The organism is Nocardia sp. NPDC004340 (genome assembly GCF_053602575.1).
This window is the reverse complement of the sequence record NZ_JBSGDW010000001.1, coordinates 86,112-106,093: the sequence shown is the minus strand read 5'-3', so window position 1 is coordinate 106,093 and position 19,982 is coordinate 86,112. Positions and strand designations below refer to the sequence as shown.

Here is a 19,982-nt window from a genome sequence, read left to right as displayed (position 1 = left end):
GCGCCCATTTTCCGGCCGGTCCGGACGAAACGGCGGCTCAGGGGTCGAATCGGGGTGTTTCCCGATGCCGGGTGTCGGATACCCGTGCCAGTATCGAAGGCATGTATCCGTCCGCGCCCTTGTACGACCCTGCCCGCGGGGCCGCCACCGTGGCGACCCAGCCCAAGCTGGTGCGGCGCACGGGTGGGCGTGTGGTCGGCGGGGTCGCGGGCGGGCTCTCGGATCACCTGGGGATCGATGTCTTCAAGGTGCGGATGGCGTTCGTGCTGCTGTCCGCGCTCGCCGGGGCCGGGATCGTCGCCTACGGCATGTTGTGGATCTTCACGCCCGCGGGCGCCGACGCGGCCCCGCCGACCGGATCCGAACGGCGGCAGGCCATCGGTATGGCGCTGCTCGGTATGGCGCTGTCGGTGTCGACCGCGTGGTTGTTCAACGGGACGGCCGCGCACGTGGTGGGGCCGATCATCGTGGTGGCGGTCGGCGCGGCGCTGGTGTGGCGCGAATTCGACGCGGACGGACCGAGATCGGTCATCGGACTGCCCGCCAAACCGTCGGTGGTGACGTGGGCGCGCATCGTCGGCGGGGCCACGCTCATCGTGGTCGGGCTCGGGGTGGTGGTGCTGGGGCGGATCAATCTGAGTTCGCTCGGATCGGCGCTGCTGGCGGTGGCGGTGACCCTGGTGGGCGCCGGACTGCTGACCGTGCCGCTGTGGCTGCGCATGGTGCGGGCGCTGAATTCCGAACGGGCGGCACGGATCCGCAATGACGAACGCGAGGAGATCGCCTCGCATCTGCACGACTCGGTGCTGCAGACGCTGGCCCTGATCCAGCGCCAGGCCGAAGATCCGCAGGAAGTGGTGCGGCTGGCCCGCAGTCAGGAACGCGAGCTACGCAAGTGGCTGTTCGAGGACGCCGGGCCCGCGCAGTCGAGCCTGGCCGCGGCGCTGCGCACCATCGCGGGCGAGGTGGAGGATCAGCACGGGGTGAAGGTCACCCCGGTCACCGTGGGCGATGTGTCGATGGATCTCGACGACAGCGGAATCGGTTTGCCCAAGGAGCATTTCACCGCGGTGCTGGGGGCCAGCCGGGAGGCGCTGGTCAATGCCGCCAAGCATGCCGGGGTGCCGACCATCGACCTGTACGCCGAAGTGGAGCCGCATCAGGTGAGTGTCTTCGTGCGCGACCGCGGCAAGGGCTTCGACCCGGACGCGGTGTCCAAGGACCGTCAAGGCGTGGCCAAGTCCATTCACGCCCGCATCGACCGGCGCGGCGGGCACGTGGAGATCAAGTCCTCGCCCGGCAACGGCACCGAGGTGCGAATCTTCATGCCGCGCAAGGACGGCGGCGACGAGCGGCTGGTGGTGCAGACCGACGGCCCGGAAGACGCCGCGCAGCTGTGAGTTCCGGGGCGCGCCGGGGGCCGGGGTTTGTGGTACCGATGGGGGCAGGGTTCGTCAGGGTGAGGAGAACTAGGTGAGCGTCCGGGTCTTTCTGGTCGACGATCATGCGGTGTTCCGGTCCGGGGTGCGGGCGGAGCTGAGCCGTGAATCCGATATGGAGGTGGTCGGCGAGGCGGGCGGCGTCGGCGAGGCCATCGCCGGGATCAAGGCGACCGCGCCGGACGTGGTGCTGCTCGACGTGCACATGCCCGACGGCGGCGGCGTCGCGGTGCTGCAGGGCATCGACGCCGGGCCGGTGTGCCTGGCGCTCAGCGTGTCCGACGCGGCCGAGGACGTGATCGCGGTGATCCGGGCGGGCGCGCGCGGATACGTCACCAAGACCATCTCCGGGCCGGAACTGGCCGACGGCATTCGCCGGGTGTCGGGCGGGGACGCGGTGTTCTCGCCGCGGCTGGCCGGGTTCGTGCTGGACTCGTTCACCGGCAAGTCGCAGGTCCCCGAACCGCCGCTGGATCCGGAACTGGATTCGCTGACCCCGCGCGAACTGGAGGTGCTGCGGCTGCTGGCGCGCGGCTACACCTATCGCGAGATCGCCGAGACGCTGTTCATCTCGGTGAAGACGGTGGAGACCCACGCCTCGAACGTGCTGCGCAAGACCCAGCAGTCGAACCGGAACGCCCTCACCCGATGGGCGCACCGGCGTCGCATCGACTGAGGGCGTCGATCGGAAGCGCTTACAGCGCAACCAGGATGACGATGATGATCAGCAGGCCGATGAGCAGGCCGATCGCCACCGCCAGCGGGCCCGCGTTCGGGCCCAGCTTGCTGAAATCGAACTCGAAGCCCTTCGGCTTGGGCTGCGCCGCGACCGGGGCCGCGGGGGTGGTGCGCTGCGGGCGCGGCAGCGGGCTGGAGTTGGGGCTGCGCAGTCCGGCCGCGGAATTGCGGGCAGCCCACGCCGGAATCGTCCCGTCCTCGGTGCGGACCGGAGCGTTCAGGATGTAGGGCGCGGTGCCGGGACCGAAAGCGGCGGTGAGGATCTCGTTGCGGGCCTCGGTCATGGTGGGGCGGCGCTGCGGGGCGGGCTCCATCATGTGCAGCAGGACCTCGGTGAGCGGGCCGCTGCGGGCGGGCGGGGCGATCTGGGCCATGGCGGCGCGCTCCACGATGACATTGCTGTCCTCGTCGAAACCGTAGGGCGGCTGACCCTCGATGGCGGTGTACAGCGTTGCGCCGAGCGAGAATACGTCGCTGGCGGTGGTGGGGCGGGCCCCGCGGGCGACCTCCGGCGGCAGATAGGCGGGGGTGCCGGTGATGACGTCGCTGATCTCCTCGCTGGTGTCGTTGGCGCCGCTGGAGATGCCGAAGTCGGAGAGCTTGACCATGCCGACCTCGTCGCCGCGGTCGGCGACCAGGATGTTGCCGGGCTTGATGTCGCGGTGCACGATGCCCGCGGCGTGCGCGGTGGCGAGCGCGTCGGCCACCTGCGCGCCGATCTGCGCCACCTCGATCGGGGACAACTGATCTACCAGCGCAAGGGCTTTGGCGACACTGCGTGATGGCAGGTACTCCATGACCAGCCAGGGCTCACCGGCCTCGAGCACCACGTCGTAGACGGCGATGGCGTGCTCGTGCGACAGTTTGGCCGCGACCCGGCCCTCGTGCATGATCCGGCTGCGGACCTCGCGCGCCTCGTCCTCGCTCAGGCCCTGCGTGGTGAGGACCTGCTTGATGGCGACATCGCGGTGCAGCAGGCGATCGGTCGCCAGCCAGACGGCACCCATGCCGCCGCCGCCGAGCTTGGATTGCAGACGGTAGCGGCCGGCCACCAGATAATCGGGGCCGACAATGGGACGAGCGCGTTCGGTCACGGGTGCAGGGTAGCGGAAAACCATCCTGACTGGCCTGGTTCGAAACCCGGGGTTTGCTGGGTCTTGCGGCGCGGTCTCGCGGATTCCTTTCCAGACCTATACGGACACACCGTGTTTCGCACGACCTCCGATGATGCGGGTCCGGTGGGAGATTCTCGGAGGTCCGGGGATCTTCCGGACGAAACGACACCTGACCCACCCACGCTCTTTTCTGGACAGCCGGTTGCCGCCGGGTGGGGCGGCGGGCGGGGAGGGGGCGCACAGGTTGTGCGGCCGTGGTGGGGGCCACTGACTCTTGACGCGTCCCGGGACTCGAGTTCTACTGTGCATTGATCGAACATGGGTTCGATTATGTCAGGTAGCTGGATCGGTGCTAGCCCGTCGACTGGGAGAGGTGGTCACTGGATGGGTGCGGCGGCGGAAGCCAGGCGGGAACAGCTGGCGGAGTTGCGGCGGCGAATGGCCGCGGTCCCGGCGCGCGGCGCCGAGGCCACGGCGCGCGTACCGGTGGCGCCGGAGCCGCGGCGGGAGCCGTTGCCGGTGCCCGCGGCACTCGAAAACCTTTTGCCCGACGGCGGATTGGCCAAGGGTTCGGTGGTCGTCTACAACGGCGCCGGCTCGCTGATCTCCGGGCTGCTGGCCGCGGTGACCAGCGCCGGCGGGCACGCCGCCGTGGTCGGGCTGCCGCGGCTGGGCCTGCTCGCCGCCGCCGAGATGGGGGCGCGGCTGGACCGGCTGGCCGTGGTCTCCGATCCCGGGCCTGATCCCCTCGAAGTTGCCTCGGTATTGCTCGATGGCCTGGACCTGGTGGTTCTCGGGCTGAACGGGCTCGCGGTGCCGATGTCCCGCGCCCGCGTCCTGGCCGCCCGTGCCCGCGGCAAGAACTCCACGCTGATGGTGACCAACGGCTCCTGGTCGGGGTCCGCGCTGCACATCGACACCCGAGTCGCCGGGTACAGCGGACTGGGTCGGGGCTGCGGCCGGTTGCGGACCGTCCGCCTCGACGTCTCGGTCCGCGGCCGCTCCGCCCAGCCCCGGCTCGGCCACCTGTCCCTCAGTCCGGCCGACGGCCGCGTCGAATGGGTGTCCACCGCGGACGCCGGCACCGCCGTCCCCGCCGCGCCCGAGCTACGGCTCGCCCGCCATGCCGCGTCCTGACCGCACCGCGGGCGGCTGCCATGTCCCGGCCTAGGCGGGTCCTGGTCGTCTGGTGCCCGGACTGGCCCGCGGTGGCGGCCGCCGCCGACGCGGGGGCCGAGGCCACCCGGCCGGTGGCGGTGCTCGCGGCCAATCGGGTGATCGCGTGCACGGCGACCGCGCGGGCCGAGGGGATCCGGCGCGGGCTGCGGAAGCGGGAGGCGCAGGGCCGGTGCCCGGAACTGCTGGTGGCACAGGACGATCCGGATCGCGACGCGCGGCTGTTCGAACCCGTGGTGACGGCCGTGGACGCGACGGTGCCGGGGGTCGAGGTGCTGCGGCCGGGCATGCTGGCGCTGTCGGCGCGCGGCGCGGCGCGGTTCTTCGGATCGGAGGAGGTCGCGGCCGAACGACTGGTCGACGCGGTGGCGGCGGTCGGGGTGGAATGCCAGATCGGCATCGCCGACGAGTTGTCCACCGCGGTCTTCGCCGCCCGCCGCGCCACCCTGGTGCCGTCCGGCAAGGGGGCGGAATTCCTCGCGCCCATGCCGATCTCGGAGTTGGCGGGGGAGCCGGTGCTGGCCGCGCCGCAGCGGGTCGAGCTGGTGGATCTGCTGCACCGGCTGGGGCTGCGCCGGATCGGCGACTTCGCGGCGCTCACGCCCGCCGAGGTGGCGTCGCGGTTCGGGGCGGACGCCATCGTCGCGCACCGGTGCGCCCGCGCGCTGCCGGAGCGCCCGCCCGCGGCCCGCCTGCCCGCCGCCGACCTCACCGTCGAACAGCGCTGCGACCCGCCGATCGAACGCGTCGACATGGCGGCCTTCGCGGGCCGCATGCTCGCCGCCGAACTGCACACCAAGCTGGCCGCGGCCGCGGTGGCCTGCACCCGCCTGGTGATCCACGCCGAAACCGAGGCGGGCGAGGAGTTCTCCCGCATCTGGCGCTGCGCCGAACCCCTCACCCCCGACAGCACCGCCGACCGCGTCCGCTGGCAGCTCGACGGCTGGCTCACCCGCCGCGCCCTGGACCGCGCCCGCACCTACCGGAACAGGGCGAAGCCCTCTGAGCGTGAACCGGATCCGGTCGAGGACCGGGAGTCCGGGCCGAACGCCGCCGTCACCCTGTTGCGGCTGGAACCCGTGGAGGTGGTGTCGGCCGGGGCCTTGCAGCTGGGGCTGTGGGGTGGGGTCGGGGAGGACGAGGAGCGGGCGCGGCGGGCATTGATCCGGGTGCAGGGGCTGCTGGGCGGGGACGCGGTGCGGATGGGGGTGCTCAGTGGCGGGCGGGGTCCGGAGGAGCGGATCACCATGGTGACGCTCGGGGACGAGCCGGTGCCGGCGAACGATCCGGCGCAGCCGTGGCCGGGCCGATTGCCCGAGCCCGCACCGGCGCTGGTGCTCACGCATCATCCGGAGGTGCGGCTGGAGGGGGTCGACGGGTCGCCGGTCTGGGTCAGTGATCGCGGCATGTTCACGGCCGATCCGGTTCAGCTGCACTGGGGCAGTAGTTCCTGGCGGCTGTCGGGCTGGGCGGGACCGTGGCCGGTGGACGACCGGTGGTGGACGCACCGGTTCGAGGACGGTTTCGCCGCGCGCGCCCAGGTGCAGCTGGACGCGGAGGACGCCACCCGGCTGCGCGCGCTACTGCTGATCGGCTACGACAACGTCTGGCACGTGGAGGGCCTGTACGAGTAGCGGTCTCAGATGCCGAGCGGCAGGTGCAGATCCATCATGTCCGGCCAGAGTTCCGGCCAGGGGTGCAGCGGGCCGCGGCAGACCGTGATGGCGATGCCGGTGTTCACGCCGGGGAACCCGTTGGGGTTGTCGAGATGGTCGAGGACCCGGACATTGCCGAACTGGCGGCGCAGGGTCGGTTCGGTGCTGTCGAGCCCGACGTAGAGCACCGCGCCGATATCGCCGGGCGGCGGGCCGAAGTAGCCGAAGCCGCGGTTGGGGCTGTAGACGGGCGGCAGGCCGTAGTCGCGGCCGAAGTTCTGGATGGCGGCGGCCTGCCAATAGTTCTGGGCGACGATCGCTTTGGGCCGCTCGGATTCGGGCAGCTGCCGGTAGGCGTCGGCGACCTCGGCGGTCAGCTCGGACCAGCCCGAGTAGCCGTAGATGCTGGTCCGCATGGCGAAGTCGGCCTGGGTGCGGATGGCGGTGTGCACCCGCGACGGCGGCTGCGGCAGGGCGGCCACCAGCGCCGCGATGATCACCAGCGACAACCCGATGACCGGCAGCGCGATCACTCGCAGCACCCGATTGCCGCGCTCGCCGCGGTAGTAGGGCAGCGCGACCGCGCCGATGCCGAACAGCACCGGCAGGAATCCGGCGGTGTAGTACGGCCGCCCGTGCCCGAACAACACCACGGCCACCAGCAGGCCGGAGGCGACGAGCATGAACATGTAGGGCCGCAGCCAGCGTTCCCGGGCCAGGCTCCAGAACGCCCAGCCCGCGAGCAGGCCGCCGAGCAGTCCGGCCAGTCCTATCATCTGCGGCAGGCAGGCCAGCGGTCCGCCGCCGGCGGCGTCCTGTTCGGCGCCGATCACCTTGCTCATGGCCAGCGCGGGCCAGCCGTGCTGGTTCTGCCACCACAGGCCGGGCAGGGCGGAGGCGGCGAAGATGCCCGCGCCGATCCAGAGTCCGCGCCGCCACAGCAGTTCCCGCGGTCCGGCGACGACGATGCCCGCGGCCAGGCAGAGCAGGATGGTGGGGATGAACCACTTGACCTGGAGGTCGACGGCGGCGACCACGCCGACCGCGATGAGCAGCCGGTCGTCGCGGGTGCGGATCCAGCGGATGAGCAGCCAGATGATGGCGGCCTGCAGGGTGGCGTCGAAGGAGAAGGTGCTCAGCTGCACGGCCTGGGTGGCGGCGAGCGGGGAGATGCCGTAGGCGGCGGCCGCGATCAGTTGGGCGGTGCGGGAGCCGCCGAGCTCGTAGGCGACCGCGGCGCTGATCACGACGGCGGCGACGGTCATCAGCACCGCCGGTAATCGCAGCATCGGCGCGGAGCCGGGGGCGACGGCGTCGGCCAGGTGGGCGACGAGTGGGATCAGGACGCCTTGGTCGGCGTAGGTGAGACTGCGGTGGGCTCCGGCGGCGATGAAATACAGTTCGTCACCGAAGAAGTCGTAGCGCAGTGTCGGGACGGCGAGAAAGGTCCCGCAGAGCGCGGCTAGTAGGAGGACCCAGGCGGTAGCGAAGGTCGGCCGCGGCGGGCTCGGTTCATCGAGTTCGACCGCGGGGGCGGCAGCATTGAGAACCATATTTCCCCGACAAACAAGTATTGCTAAATCGGGGATCACGCTACCGTCAGGGCTGACCGATTACCGAAAAATGTGAAAGTGATCTATTTCACAGGTCAAAACGCTTGGTATCACGCCTGGACCTGCGCAGTTCCGCATTCATTCGTCAAGTGAATGAATAGGCAACCGTATCTGTATTCGATATGGCGGAGCACACAAATTGCGGCGGCGACCACTCGGCGATCCGTACTCTGGACAATCGTGGAGTCAACGGTCACCCGGGTCGAGTTCGATGACGTGTCGATCGCCTATCGCGATTCCGGCGCCACGGGCGGCCATCTCTACAGCGACACGCCGGTGGTCCTCGTGCACGGTATGGGCGGCGACGGGCACACCTGGGACCGGTTCGCGACCCAGCTGGTGCGCCGCGGCCGCCGGGTCATCATTCCGGACCTGCGCGGGCACGGGCGCAGCGCGCACACCGCGTCCTACCGGTTCGAGGAATTCGGCTCCGACATCCTCGCGCTGTGCGACCGGATCGGGCTCGACACCGTCGACCTGGTCGGGCATTCCCTCGGCGGCTACGCCATCTCCTGGGTGGCCATGCAACGTCCGGAACTGGTCCGGCGCTTGGTGATCGAGGAACAGCCGCTGCCGCTGCGCTCCGGCGACGAACAGATGAGCTTCACCCGCAGGCTGCCGTCGATCCCCGAACTGTGGCACGCCACCACCAGCCTGCTGCGGCACCCGCGCGCGGTGCTGGCCTTCGACCGATCCATGACCGGCGACGCGCTCGAACAGTTCCGCAAGCCCTACCCGGAGTGGTGGGACGGGCTGTCCGACATCACCGCGCCCACCCTGTTCCTGCGCGGCGGCCCCGGCGGCATGGTCGACCCCGACAAGCTCGAGCAGCTGCGCGCCGGCCTCGCCGACTGCACCGTCCGCGCCTTCGACTGCGGGCACAGCATCCACCGCGACCGCTACCCCGCCTTCGAGGCCGAAGTACTCCCCTTCCTGGGGCACTGAGCTGCCGGTATCTAGAGTTGAACGGTGTCCGCATCCGAGCGACCCACGCTGTGGTTTCCCGACGAGTCCGCGTTCCGGGACTGGCTGTCGGCCAATCACGCGGCGGTGGACGGCATTTGGCTGAAGTTCGCGAAGAAGGGCTCGGCCTACGCCTCACTCGACCATGACGGCGCGCTGCGACAGGCCCTGTGCTTCGGCTGGATCGACGGACAGGCCAGGAAGCTCGACGACGATTTCCTCGTCATGGGATTCACCCCGCGCCGCCCGCGCAGCCAGTGGACGCAGCACGAGGTGGGGCTGGCGGGCGAACTGATCGAGGCCGGGATCGTGCATCCGGCCGGGCAGGCCGAGATCGACCGGGCCAAGGCGGACGGGCGCTGGGACAACGCCGTCGGACACGACCTGCCGCCGGACTTCCTGGACGCGCTGGCCCGGCACCCGGAGGCCGCCGTGTTCTTCGAGACCCTGCCCGTGCAATCGCGGATCGCGGTCGGCTACCACCTGGGCAGCGCGGTGCGGCCGGAGGCCCGGCAGCGGCGGCTGGAGCAGGTGATCGCGAAACTGATCGACGGGAAACCACTGTGACCGAGGGACGGCTGTGACGGGGTTCGAAGGATTGTCGTGTTCGGCTGCCGCACTGGAGGTTCCCCTACCCGGGAGCGCGACCCGCATCCCCGGCTGGCTGTGCGTCGAACAGCCCGGGGCCTGGGGACGCGACGTGATCGGCGACCAGGTGCTCGGACCCGACATCACCCCCGAACTGGCCGCCCGCACCAAGGCGGCGCACGTGCGGCCCACCCTGATCCGGCGGGCGGGGCGGCGGGAATTCACCGGCGTCCGAACGGTTCTGCTCGCTAGTTCGCGGCCCGAGGGGTCGTGGTGTGAGCGGCTCGAGATCACCGACCCGCGGGAACTGCTGGACATCGATCTGCATCTGGTCGACGGGCCCGCGCCGGGAATCGGTGCGGCCGTGACGGATCCACTGGTGCTGGTCTGCGCGCACGGCAAGCGCGACCAGTGTTGTGCGCTGCTGGGCCGTCCCATCGCCGCGAGCCTGTCCGCCGCCCACCCAGAGCGGGTGTGGGAGTGCTCCCACACCGGCGGCCACCGCTTCGCCCCGGCGGTCATCGTGCTGCCCACGGGTCTCACTTACGGCCGCCTGGACGAGGATTCGGCACACGCCATGCTCGCCGCCGCCGACAAGGGCGAGGTCTCGCTCACGGGCCTGCGCGGCCGCAGCTGCTACGGCCCGGTCGAGCAGGTGGCGGAAATAGCGGTCCGCCAGGCCATCACCGATACGGGCGTCGACGACCTCACCGTCGAGACCGCGCCCGCCGATGCCGGAGACCCGACCGATCCGGCCACGTTCGCGGGTGCGGCCGTGGTGACGCATCGGGACGGCCGCCGTTGGCTGGTCACCGCCCGCACCGCCGCCTACTCGCCGCGGCAGGCCAGTTGCGGCGCGGCGCCCAAACCCGCCACCGCGGTGGTGCTGGATCGTTTTCAGCAACTCGACTGAGCGGCAATAGTTCCCGCCCAGGCTCCGTGACCGACTACCAGTGCGTGCCCGGGACCAGGCGGGCGGCGCGGCGCAGGGCGGTGCCGGTGGCGCGGACGGCCGGGGGCACGGCGCGGCGATGGCGTTGCGGGACGATGATTTCCACGTCGGTGGTCTCCGGCTCGGACACGGTCTCGCCCTTGGCGGCGGGGGAGTCCGGGATGGCGCGGTAGTACCGGTGCAGGACCCGTTCCTTGATGCCGGGGGCCACCAGGTTGCCGTATTCGGCGAGGGTGCCGAGCGGGACGTCGATGCGGCGGGGCCGTTCGGTGAGGGCCCGGACGATGAGGGCGGCGGCCCATTTCGGGGACTGGGTGCCGGCGCCCTGGTCGCCGCTAGGGGTGATCATGGGGGTGCGGACCAGCGGCATGTGGATGGTGGTGAAAGTGATGTTGCTGGAGCGCATCTCGGCGGCGGTCACCTCGGCGAACTTGTCGAGGGCGGCCTTGCTGGCCAGGTAGGCGGCGAAACGCGGGGTGGCGACCTGCACGCCGGCGCTGGAGATGTTGACGATATGGCCGTCCTTGCGTTCGCGCATGCCGGGCAGCAGGCCCAGGGTCATGCGGACCGCGCCGAAGTAGTTGACGGCCATGGTGCGTTCGAAGTCGTGCATGCGGTCGGTGGAGCGGTGCACGGCCCGGCGGATGGAGCGGCCCGCGTTGTTGACCAGCATGTCGACGTGGCCGTGGGCGGCGAGCACGGTCTCGATGGTCCGGTCGACGGAGTCCTGGTCGGTGACGTCGCACGGGTAGGCGAAGGCGGCGCCGCCCGCGGCGGTGATCTCGTCCACCACGGTGGACAGTTCTTCGGCGCGACGGGCCAGCAGGATGACGAGCGCGCCCTTCTGCGCGGCGGCGAGCGCGGCCGCCCGGCCGATGCCGGAGGACGCGCCGGTGATCACGACGTGCTTGCCGGTCAGATCGCGGCGGGCGCGCCGACGGGCCAGGTAGCCGGTGCCGTTGTCGGCCGAGGTGTCGCTCATCGCTGCTCCCTTGCAGGTGGAATTGCCTCGAACTTACTCCAAAGTAAGTTACGACGCCACGGGCATTTGGCGTGCCGCCGTAGAGACCGATCGGTTTCGAATGTATGTTCGATACTCGAGACCGGTCGGATTGTGGAGGAGGTGGGCCGATGGGATGGGGCAACGGCCCGCCGACGTGGGCGGAGATGGAACGGGTGCTGTCCGGGCGACCCGATCCCGCGCGCAAACAGGTCGAGGGCGACGGCGGCGACAGCCCGGCCTGGTCGCGGAAACGCGAGAAGTACGAGGCCGGGGACATCGAGCGGGCCGCCCGGTCCACGGTGCCCTACGCCGAACTGCACACCCACTCCGCCTACAGCTTCCTCGACGGGGCCAGCCAGCCCGAGGAACTGGTGGAGGAGGCGGTGCGGCTCGGGCTGGAAGCCCTCGCGCTCACCGACCACGACGGGTTCTACGGGGTGGTCCGGTTCGCCGAGGCGGCCCGGGAATGGCGGATGCCGACCATCTTCGGCGCCGAGCTGTCCATCGGCACCGCCGCCCGCGCCGGAGCGCATCTCGCGCCGCGCGGACGCGGCTCGGGCTCCCGGCGGCGCGGCCGCGAAAACGACGCGGACGCACTGAATTCCGAACCCCGCACCGGCACCCCCGATCCCGCCGGACCGCACCTGCTGGTGCTGGCGCGCGGGCAGGAAGGCTACCGGCGGCTGTCGCGGGAGATGGCCGCCGCGCACATGGCGGCGGGGGAGAAGGGCATCCTGCGCTACGACCTGGACCGGCTCACCGAGGCCGCGGGCGGGCACTGGCACATCCTCACCGGCTGCCGGAAAGGCACTGTGCGACAGGCCCTGCAGCAGGGCGACGCGGCGGCCGAGGCGGCGCTGCGCGACCTGGTCGACCGTTTCGGCCGCGACCACGTGAGCGTGGAGCTCACCCACCACGGCATCCCCGAGGACGACGAGCGCAATGCCCGGCTGCTCGCTCTCGCCGACCGGGCCGGGCTGCCCGTGATCGCCACCACCGGAGCGCATTTCGCGGCCCCGCCGCACCGCCGCCGGGCCATGGCGCTGGCCGCGGTGCGGGCCCGTTCCAGCCTCGACGACATGGCGGGCTGGCTGGCCCCCACCGGCGGCGCGCACCTGCGCTCCGGCGACGAGATGGCGCGACTGTTCGCGGCCTGCCCGCAGGCCGTGCCCAATGCCGTTGCGCTGGGCCGGGACTGCGCGTTCGATCTGCGGCTGATCGCGCCGCAACTGCCGCCCTTCGACGTGCCCGACGGGCACGACGAGAACTCGTGGCTGCGGGAGCTCACCTTCGCGGGCGCGGCCCGCCGCTACGGTCCGCGCGCCGGGAACGCGGCCGCCTATCGGCAGCTCGAACACGAGCTGAACGTCATCGCGACCCTGAACTTCCCGGGCTACTTCCTGGTCGTGCACGACATCGTCAGCTTCTGCCGCGACAACGACATCCTGTGTCAGGGAAGGGGTTCGGCGGCGAATTCGGCGGTCTGCTACGCCATCGGCATCACCAATGTGGATCCGGTCGCCAACCAGCTGCTGTTCGAACGGTTCCTGTCGCCGGAGCGGGACGGGCCGCCCGATATCGACGTCGACATCGAATCGGATCGGCGTGAGGAGGCCATTCAACACGTCTACGCGAAATACGGGCGCGAGTACGCGGCGCAGGTGGCCAATGTGATCACCTATCGCGGGCGCTCCGCGGTGCGCGATGCCGCACGCGCACTGGGCTTCTCGACCGGGCAGCAGGACGCCTGGAGCAAACAGGTGAGCCGGTGGACCGGCGTCGCGGGGGAACAGCACACCGACATCCCGGACGACGTGCTCGCGCTGGCCGGGGAATTGGAGGGCCTGCCCCGGCATCTGGGCATCCACTCCGGCGGCATGGTGATCTGCGACCGGCCCATCGCCGACGTGTGCCCGACCGAATGGGCGCGCATGGCGAATCGCAGTGTCCTGCAATGGGACAAGGACGACTGCGCGTCCGCCGGGCTGGTCAAGTTCGATCTGCTCGGACTCGGCATGCTGTCGGCGCTGCACTACATGATCGACCTGGTGGCCGAGCACAAGGGCCAGACCGTCGAACTGCACCGGCTGGACCTGGGCGAGGACGCCGTCTACGACATGCTGTGCCGCGCCGACTCGGTCGGCGTGTTCCAGGTGGAGTCGCGCGCCCAGATGGCGACCCTGCCGCGATTGCGGCCGCGCAACTTCTACGACCTGGTGGTGGAGGTGGCGCTGATCCGGCCCGGACCGATCCAGGGCGGATCGGTGCACCCCTACATTCGCCGGCGCAACGGGCGGGAGAGACCCGACTACGACCATCCGTCACTGAAGAACGCGCTGGCACGCACCCTCGGCGTGCCGCTGTTCCAGGAACAGCTCATGCAGATGGCCGTGGACGTCGCCGGATTCACGCCCGCCGAAGCCGATGAGCTGCGCCGCGCCATGGGATCCAAACGCTCCACGCAGAAGATGGAGCGGCTGCGGGCCCGCTTCTATCAGGGCATGCGCGACCTGCACGGGATCACCGGGGAAGTGGCCGACCGCATTTACGAGAAGGTGTACGCTTTCGCGAATTTCGGTTTCCCGGAAAGCCATTCGCAGAGTTTCGCCTCGCTGGTGTTCTATTCGGCGTGGTTCAAACTGCATCACCCCGCGGCCTTCTGCGCCGGGCTGCTGCGCGCCCAGCCGATGGGGTTCTATTCGCCGCAGTCGCTGGTCGCCGACGCGCGGCGGCACGGGGTGACCGTGCACGGGCCCGACATCAACCACAGCCTGGCCGAGGCGACCCTGGAGGCGAAGGGGATGGCGATCCGGCTGGGGCTGGCCGCGGTCCGGCACATCGGGGCCGAGCTGGCCGAACAGATCGTGGCCGCCCGCGAGCTCGGGCCCTACACCTCGTTCCTGGATCTCACCGGACGCGTGGAACTGACCGTGCCGCAAGCCGAGTCACTGGCCACCGCGGGCGCGCTGGACAGCCTCGGCGGCACCCGCCGCGAGGCGCTGTGGGCGGCGGGCGCGGCCGCGGGGGAACGATCCGACCGGCTGCCCGGCACCGGCGCGGCCACCGCGGCCCCCGCCCTGCCCGGTATGAGCGCGCTGGAACTGGCCGCCGCCGACGTGTGGGCCACCGGCGTCTCACCCGGCAGCTACCCGACCGAATTCCTGCGCGAACGCCTCGACGCGCTCGGCGTCGTCCCCGCCGACCGGCTCCTCGACATCCGCGACGGAACCCGGGTGCTGGTCGGCGGCGCGGTCACCCACCGGCAGCGCCCGGCCACCGCGGGCGGCGTCACCTTCCTCAATCTGGAGGACGAGACCGGCATGGTGAACGTGGTCTGCTCGGTCGGCCTGTGGGCCCGCTACCGCCGCCTGGCCACCACCGCCCCCGCCCTGCTCATTCGCGGACGGGTGCAGAACGCGGAGGGCGCGGTCACCATCGTCGCCGACCATCTGCAACGCATGGACCTGCGCATCGAGGGCCGCTCCCGCGACTTCCGCTGAACCGCGCCCGGATTCGACAGCTGGTCGGTCGCGTTCGCCTCCCGCCACCACGGCATCCGCGGCACTGCGGGAGAATCGCCCCGGGAGCAGGGAAGGAGAGCGGCGTGACAGTGGTCCGGGCGACCATCAAACCCGGCAGCAAGAAGGGGCCGCTCGTCGAGATCCTCGACGACGGCGCGCTGCAGCTGTACGTCCGCGCCCCGGCGGTGGAGGGCAAGGCGAACAAGGCCGCCATCGAACTGCTGGCCGCCCACTTCGGCGTCCCCAAGTCCGCGGTCCGCCTCACCGGTGGCGCGACCTCCCGCTTCAAACGCTTCGAGGTCGACGACTAGTCAGACCGCGCCCGGGAATCCCATCTGCCGCCAGGCCTCGTACACCGCGACCGCGGCGGCGTTGGAGAGGTTCATGGAGCGGCGGCCGGGAAGCATGGGGATGCGGAGCTGGTCGGTGACGCGCGGATCGGCGAGCACCTCCTCGGGGAGGCCGGTGGGTTCGGGGCCGAAGAGCAGGACATCGCCGTCGCGGTAGGTGATCTCGGTGTTGCGGGTGGTCGCGGCGGCGGTGAAGGCGAAGACCCGTTCGGGGGCGATGGCCTCCCAGGCGGCGGCGAGACTCTCGTGCACGGTGACGACGGCCAGGTCGTGGTAGTCCAACCCGGCCCGGCGTAGCTTCGGCTCGGATAGGTCGAAGCCGAGCGGTTCGATCAGGTGCAGTGCGCAGCCGGTGCCGGCGGCCAGTCGGATGGCGTTGCCGGTATTGGGCGGGATGCGGGGTTCGAAGAACACGAGATGGAACACGGGATCCAGCATTGCAGAGCGGCGGTTAAGCTCGTGCGGTGAGTCCAGCCCATGCCGCACCCCAGAGTCGCAGCAGTCGTGCGGGGGAGTTCGCCCGCGAGAATCTGCCCATGCTGCTGGTGGGCGCGGTGCTGGTGGTGGCCGTGGTCTTCCTGGCCTGGGATCGCTGGCGGCGCGGAACATTCTTCTTCGGCGGCGCGACGCTGCTCGCGGCGGCGCTGCGGCTGATGCTGCCCACCGATCGGGTGGGTCTGCTCGCGGTGCGCAGCAAGGGTTTCGATGTGGTCTGGCTGACCGTGCTGGGTGTCGCGATCATCGTGCTGGCGGCGACCATCAGCAGTCTCGGCGTCACGTAGCGGAGCCGTTGGGCCTCGCGGGGCGCGGGGCCGGGGCCGCGACCGGAGTCGCGGCGCTGGAAAAGATGAGCGAGTTGTTCTGCCGCCGGTGCGAACCGGCGGCGCTGGGGGATAGCTAGAACGAGGTTATGCGGCGGCCGAGTTCGCGTCGCAGCACTTCCTGGTCCGGGAGTCTGTGCAGGACACGGAGTATGGCCGGGCGGAGTTCACGCTGCTCGTCCTCGGAGAGCAGATCGACGAGATCGCGGAGATCCATGTCATCGAATGCGGCGGTCATGCCGAATACATTACGGCTGATATGCCCGCTGCACACGTATTCCGGAACACCGGTTACGGAGGCGTCATGCGCGCGAAACCGAAAGCGCGTCAGGACAATTCACTGGAAACAGGCCCGATACGTCGCGTAACGTGCCGTCGGCTGTGGCAGCGGCCGGGCAGCGGACATACGGCATTCGGGCAGCGGCGACACCCTATTCGGGCAGCGGCGACACCGGCGCGATGGCAGCGGTGGCGCCGCCGTTCGGGCAGCGTCGGCTCAGTGACCCGACACGCGCTGGGCGCGGGCCAGTTCCATGGTCTCCAGCATGAGTTTGCCGACCGCCTCGGTCTCGGTCAGGAACCCGTCGTGCCCGTCCTTGGAGTGGATGACCTCGAGCCCCTTGGAACCGGGCAGCAGATCGGCCAGCTCCTGCTGGGTGCGCAGCGGGTAGAGCCGGTCCGAGTCCACCCCGCCGATCACGCACGGCACCGGCGTCGAGGCCAGCGCCGCCGCGACGCCGCCGCGGCCGCGACCTACGTCGTAGCGGTTCATGGCCTCGGTGAGCAGCACATAGGTGGCCGGATCGAAACGCGCGATCAGCTTGTCCGCCTGGTACTCCAGGTAGCTCTGCACCGCGTAGCGGCCGCCCGCGCGCGGATCCTCGTCGCCCTGGCCGTGGTTCTCGAAGCGGTGGTCGAGCTCGCCCTCGGTGCGGTAGGTCAGGTGCGCGATGCGGCGGGCGATGCCCATGCCGGTCATGGGCGCGCGCCCGGTGCCGTGGTAGTCGCCGCCCTGCCAGTCCGGATCGGCCTTGATGGCGGCGATCTGGGTGGTCTGGGTGCCGATCTGGTCGGCGGTGGCGCGCGCGCCGACCGCCAGCACCAGGGCCGCGCCGACCCGTTCGGGCCGGCCGATCATCCACTCCAGCACCCGCATGCCGCCCATGGAGCCGCCGATCACGGCGGCCAGGCGGTCGATGCCGAGCAGGTCGAAGAGCTTGGCCTCGGCGGTCACCTGGTCGCGGATGGACAGCGCGGGAAACCGGGTGCCCCACGGCTTCCCGTCCGGGGCCAGCGAGGCCGGGCCGGTACTGCCCTTGCAGCCGCCGAGCACATTGGTCGCGATGACACACCATTCGCGGGTGTCCACGGGCGCGCCGGGGCCGACGATGCCGTCCCACCAGCCGGCCTGGTTGTGGTGCACGTCGGCGGGGCCGACCACGTGCGAGTCGCCGGTCAGCGCGTGCTCCACGAGCACCACGTTGTCCGCGTTCGCCGATAGTTCGCCCCACCGCTGGACGGCCAGCGTGGCGTCGGGGATCACGGCCCCGTTCTCGAGTTCCACATCGCCGATGGCGATGCTCCCGAGCGTCCCGTCGGGCGGCGGCAGCAACAGCTCCGCCGCGTGCCGGGACGTTCGCGATTCGATGTTCACGGTCAACTTGCCGCCGCCGTCAGTCCGGCGCGCAGATCCGCCAGGATGTCGCCGATGCCCTCGATGCCCACGGCCAACCGCACCAGACCAGGCGTGACGCCGGAGGCCAGCTGCTCGGCCGGGGTCAGCTGGGAATGCGTGGTGGATGCCGGGTGGATGACGAGCGAGCGCACATCCCCGATGTTAGCGACATGGCTATGGAGCACCAGCGCCTCCACGAACTTCTTGCCCGCGTCGACTCCGCCGGCCAGCTCGAAGGACACGATGGCGCCCACGCCCTTCGGTGCCAGCTGTTTGCCCCGCTCGAACCACGGCGAACTGGGAAGTCCGGCGTAGTAGACCTTCTCGACACCGGGCTGCCCGGCGAGGAACTCGGCCACCGCCTGCGCGTTGGCCACGTGCCGCTCGATGCGCAGGCTCAGCGTCTCGAGACCCTGCGCGATGAGGAACGCGTTGAACGGCGACACCGCCGCGCCCAGGTCGCGCAGCAGCTGCACGCGGGCCTTGAGCGCGTAGGCCGGAGCGCCGAGGTCGGCGAAGACCGCGCCGTGGTAGCTCGGGTCGGGGGTGGTGAAGCCGGGGAAGCGGGACTCGCCCGCCTCGTTCTTCACCGTCCAGTCGAAGGAGCCGCCGTCGACGATCACGCCCGCGACCGCGGAACCGTGTCCGCCCAGGTACTTGGTGGCCGAGTGCACCACGATGTCCGCGCCCAGCGCCAGCGGCTGGATCAGGTACGGGGTGGCGACGGTGTTGTCCACGATGAGCGGCACCCCGGCGGCGTGCGCGACCTCGGCGATGCCCGGAATGTCGAGGACCGAGCTGCTCGGGTTGGCGACGGTCTCGCCGTAGAACGCCTTGGTGTTGGGTCGCACCGCCGCACGCCACTGCTCGAGGTCGTCCGGGTCCTCGACGAAGCTGACCTGGATGCCCAGCTTGGGCAGCGAGTAGTGCAGCAGGTTGTAGGTGCCGCCGTACAGGTGCGGGCTGGCCACGATGTGGTCCCCGGCCTCGGCGAGATTCAGGATCGCGTAGGTCTCCGCGGCCTGTCCGGAGGCCAGCAGCAGCGCGGCAACACCACCCTCGAGGGCGGCGATGCGCTGTTCCACCGCGTCCTGGGTGGGGTTCATGATGCGGGTGTAGATATTGCCCGGCTCGGCGAGTCCGAACAGCGCGGCGGCGTGGTCGGTGTCGCGGAACGCGTAGGACGTGGTCTGGTAGATGGGCAGGGCGCGGGCTCCGGTGGCGGAATCGGGAGCCTGGCCGGCGTGAATCTGCTTGGTCTCGAAGGACCAGTTGGCCGGATCCAGGGTGCCGTCAGCGGGGACGGCCGCGGGCGCGGTCGAGTCACTCATGTGTTCTGCTCCAAAAACAAGGTCGCCGAATGGCGGAAGTTTGACGTTATCGAGAAGCGAATGGGCTTCGACAACAACACATTTCGGTAGACCTCCTAGTTGCGCTTGCGTTCGGCCCTCGAACGCCCGGTCTGCACCCGGAGCACCCCACCGCAGCTGGAGGGTTGCCGATCAGCAAGCCGGGGCCTTAACGCTGATGCTCTTGACCTAATGCGGGATTCTAGCGGCCGTCCGGCCCGATCTACGCAGTGGGGTTTGTCGCATTCTCGGTGGTATTTCCCCCGTTTACGGGGGGAAATAGCGTTGTCGCACCACAACAGACCCGCCGGAATTCGTCGAATGCCGCCTGGACGCTGTCGGCGAGCATGCGGGCGGTGGTGACGGTGGTGCAGTCCGGGAACTCGTCGCTGTCCTCGAACTCGCATTCCATGCCGACCCGCACGATGCCGTGCCAGGTGGTGGCGATGAGCCGCACGGTCAGGTGGTCCTCGGGCAGTCCCAGGCGTTCGGCCAGCACCTCGGACATGGCCCGGGTCTTGGTGTCGGCCGATTCCATGCTGAGCGCGCGCACGGCGACGCTGTCGCGGGTGATGCGCTGCATCTGCTGGAACCAGCGGAACGGCACGGGCGCGTCGGAGTCGATGATCTGCTCCACGACCGCGAGGAACGCGCCGAGCAGCGCTTCCATCTCGTCGCCGGTGACGGGCTGGGCGCGCAGCTGATCGGCGAGGGCCTGTCCCCAGCCCTCGATGGGGGCGATGACGATCGCCTCCTTGCTGTCGAAGTACCGGTTCACGGTGCGCGGGGAGACGTCGGCGGCGTCGGCGATCTGCTCGACGGTGGTGGCGTCGAAGCCCTGTTCGCCGCACAACCGCAGGGCGACGTCGATGATCCGGGTCCTGGTCTGCTGCTTCTTGCGTTCACGCAGGCCGGGGCGGTGACGCGAGATCACACCGATGTGACTTGACAACTCCGACATCCCTCCATCGTAGGTCCTTCCTGCGTTTTCCTGTCCCAGTATGACAACTGTCGCGCTGCGACA

General features: G+C 70.4%; 18 protein-coding genes and 1 riboswitch. Of the genes, 10 read left to right on the top strand and 8 right to left on the bottom strand.

Annotated elements, in window-relative coordinates; genetic code table 11:
* Positions 1-101 precede the first annotated feature (101 nt).
* Positions 102-1,400, top strand: coding sequence for a PspC domain-containing protein (locus ACWEOI_RS00495; protein ID WP_433670830.1), 1,299 nt, complete (start codon positions 102-104; stop codon positions 1,398-1,400).
* A gap of 73 nt (positions 1,401-1,473) precedes the next feature.
* Complete coding sequence (locus ACWEOI_RS00490) at positions 1,474-2,115, top strand: response regulator (protein WP_213557894.1); 642 nt, start codon at positions 1,474-1,476, stop codon at positions 2,113-2,115.
* A 19-nt stretch (positions 2,116-2,134) separates the two neighbouring features.
* On the opposite strand, the gene ACWEOI_RS00485 is transcribed toward ACWEOI_RS00490, so the two are convergent.
* Positions 2,135-3,271, bottom strand: coding sequence for a protein kinase domain-containing protein (locus ACWEOI_RS00485; protein WP_433670831.1), 1,137 nt, complete (start codon positions 3,269-3,271; stop codon positions 2,135-2,137).
* A 405-nt stretch (positions 3,272-3,676) separates the two neighbouring features.
* Between ACWEOI_RS00485 and ACWEOI_RS00480 the strand changes: the two genes are divergently transcribed.
* A complete protein-coding gene (locus ACWEOI_RS00480) occupies positions 3,677-4,429 on the top strand; it encodes a hypothetical protein (RefSeq protein WP_452358567.1) in 753 nt (250 codons plus the stop codon).
* A gap of 20 nt (positions 4,430-4,449) precedes the next feature.
* Positions 4,450-6,102 (top strand): DNA polymerase Y family protein, encoded by a 1,653-nt coding sequence (locus tag ACWEOI_RS00475; protein ID WP_452358566.1) that lies wholly within the window; start codon positions 4,450-4,452, stop codon positions 6,100-6,102.
* Between the two features lie 5 nt (positions 6,103-6,107).
* Here ACWEOI_RS00475 and ACWEOI_RS00470 read toward each other — a convergent pair whose 3' ends face one another.
* Positions 6,108-7,676: an ArnT family glycosyltransferase gene (locus ACWEOI_RS00470; protein WP_433670836.1), complete on the bottom strand. Its 1,569-nt coding sequence runs from the start codon at positions 7,674-7,676 to the stop codon at positions 6,108-6,110.
* A 240-nt stretch (positions 7,677-7,916) separates the two neighbouring features.
* Here ACWEOI_RS00470 and ACWEOI_RS00465 point away from each other — a divergent pair, with 240 nt between their 5' ends.
* From ACWEOI_RS00465 to ACWEOI_RS00455, 3 genes are read left to right on the top strand one after another with little or no spacing between them, the layout of a single operon-like run.
* Positions 7,917-8,681 carry an alpha/beta fold hydrolase gene (locus ACWEOI_RS00465; RefSeq protein WP_452358565.1) on the top strand — a complete coding sequence of 255 codons (765 nt, stop codon included), beginning with the start codon at positions 7,917-7,919 and terminating at the stop codon, positions 8,679-8,681.
* A 24-nt stretch (positions 8,682-8,705) separates the two neighbouring features.
* Positions 8,706-9,266, top strand: a complete 561-nt coding sequence (locus ACWEOI_RS00460; RefSeq protein ID WP_452358564.1) for a YdeI/OmpD-associated family protein — start codon at positions 8,706-8,708, stop codon at positions 9,264-9,266.
* 13 nt (positions 9,267-9,279) lie between these two features.
* Positions 9,280-10,200 (top strand): sucrase ferredoxin, encoded by a 921-nt coding sequence (locus ACWEOI_RS00455; RefSeq protein ID WP_452358563.1) that lies wholly within the window; start codon positions 9,280-9,282, stop codon positions 10,198-10,200.
* A gap of 34 nt (positions 10,201-10,234) precedes the next feature.
* Here ACWEOI_RS00455 and ACWEOI_RS00450 read toward each other — a convergent pair whose 3' ends face one another.
* A complete protein-coding gene (locus tag ACWEOI_RS00450; protein WP_452358562.1) occupies positions 10,235-11,221 on the bottom strand; it encodes an SDR family NAD(P)-dependent oxidoreductase in 987 nt (328 codons plus the stop codon).
* A gap of 149 nt (positions 11,222-11,370) precedes the next feature.
* On the opposite strand from ACWEOI_RS00450, the gene ACWEOI_RS00445 reads away from it, so the two are divergent.
* Positions 11,371-14,742: an error-prone DNA polymerase gene (locus ACWEOI_RS00445; RefSeq protein WP_433670845.1), complete on the top strand. Its 3,372-nt coding sequence runs from the start codon at positions 11,371-11,373 to the stop codon at positions 14,740-14,742.
* A gap of 104 nt (positions 14,743-14,846) precedes the next feature.
* The gene (locus ACWEOI_RS00440; RefSeq protein ID WP_357098257.1) at positions 14,847-15,074 is read left to right on the top strand and encodes a DUF167 domain-containing protein; all 228 of its coding nucleotides are present in this window, start codon (positions 14,847-14,849) and stop codon (positions 15,072-15,074) included.
* Here ACWEOI_RS00440 and ACWEOI_RS00435 read toward each other — a convergent pair whose 3' ends face one another.
* On the bottom strand, positions 15,075-15,551 hold the full coding sequence (locus tag ACWEOI_RS00435) for a tRNA (cytidine(34)-2'-O)-methyltransferase (protein WP_452358561.1): 477 nt from the start codon (positions 15,549-15,551) through the stop codon (positions 15,075-15,077).
* Between the two features lie 98 nt (positions 15,552-15,649).
* On the opposite strand from ACWEOI_RS00435, the gene ACWEOI_RS00430 reads away from it, so the two are divergent.
* A complete protein-coding gene (locus tag ACWEOI_RS00430) occupies positions 15,650-15,895 on the top strand; it encodes a DUF3017 domain-containing protein (RefSeq protein ID WP_379271967.1) in 246 nt (81 codons plus the stop codon).
* A gap of 115 nt (positions 15,896-16,010) precedes the next feature.
* Here the strand turns inward: ACWEOI_RS00430 and ACWEOI_RS00425 are convergent, their stop codons facing one another.
* The 4 genes from ACWEOI_RS00425 to ACWEOI_RS00410 form a co-directional block, all read right to left on the bottom strand.
* Entirely contained in the window at positions 16,011-16,172 is a 162-nt protein-coding gene (locus ACWEOI_RS00425; protein WP_433670848.1) for a hypothetical protein, read from the bottom strand.
* Between the two features lie 258 nt (positions 16,173-16,430).
* Complete coding sequence (metX, locus tag ACWEOI_RS00420; RefSeq protein WP_433670850.1) at positions 16,431-17,594, bottom strand: homoserine O-acetyltransferase MetX; 1,164 nt, start codon at positions 17,592-17,594, stop codon at positions 16,431-16,433.
* Entirely contained in the window at positions 17,591-18,940 is a 1,350-nt protein-coding gene (locus ACWEOI_RS00415; RefSeq protein ID WP_433670852.1) for a bifunctional o-acetylhomoserine/o-acetylserine sulfhydrylase, read from the bottom strand. The genes metX and ACWEOI_RS00415 overlap by 4 nt, the downstream gene beginning before the upstream one ends.
* 96 nt (positions 18,941-19,036) lie before the next feature.
* Positions 19,037-19,148: riboswitch (SAM riboswitch) on the bottom strand.
* Between the two features lie 33 nt (positions 19,149-19,181).
* A complete protein-coding gene (locus tag ACWEOI_RS00410) occupies positions 19,182-19,919 on the bottom strand; it encodes a TetR/AcrR family transcriptional regulator (protein WP_452358560.1) in 738 nt (245 codons plus the stop codon).
* Positions 19,920-19,982: the final 63 nt, after the last annotated feature.

Coding starts and splice junctions, on each gene's coding strand:
- ACWEOI_RS00495 (WP_433670830.1), top strand. CDS start 102: ATGTATCCGTCCGCGCCCTTGTACGACCCTGCCCGCGGGGCCGCCACC.
- ACWEOI_RS00480 (WP_452358567.1), top strand. CDS start 3,677: ATGGGTGCGGCGGCGGAAGCCAGGCGGGAACAGCTGGCGGAGTTGCGG.
- ACWEOI_RS00475 (WP_452358566.1), top strand. CDS start 4,450: ATGTCCCGGCCTAGGCGGGTCCTGGTCGTCTGGTGCCCGGACTGGCCC.
- ACWEOI_RS00470 (WP_433670836.1), bottom strand. CDS start 7,676: ATGGTTCTCAATGCTGCCGCCCCCGCGGTCGAACTCGATGAACCGAGC.
- ACWEOI_RS00450 (WP_452358562.1), bottom strand. CDS start 11,221: ATGAGCGACACCTCGGCCGACAACGGCACCGGCTACCTGGCCCGTCGG.
- ACWEOI_RS00445 (WP_433670845.1), top strand. CDS start 11,371: ATGGGATGGGGCAACGGCCCGCCGACGTGGGCGGAGATGGAACGGGTG.
- ACWEOI_RS00435 (WP_452358561.1), bottom strand. CDS start 15,551: ATGCTGGATCCCGTGTTCCATCTCGTGTTCTTCGAACCCCGCATCCCG.
- ACWEOI_RS00430 (WP_379271967.1), top strand. CDS start 15,650: ATGCTGCTGGTGGGCGCGGTGCTGGTGGTGGCCGTGGTCTTCCTGGCC.
- ACWEOI_RS00425 (WP_433670848.1), bottom strand. CDS start 16,172: ATGACCGCCGCATTCGATGACATGGATCTCCGCGATCTCGTCGATCTG.
- ACWEOI_RS00415 (WP_433670852.1), bottom strand. CDS start 18,940: ATGAGTGACTCGACCGCGCCCGCGGCCGTCCCCGCTGACGGCACCCTG.
- ACWEOI_RS00410 (WP_452358560.1), bottom strand. CDS start 19,919: ATGTCGGAGTTGTCAAGTCACATCGGTGTGATCTCGCGTCACCGCCCC.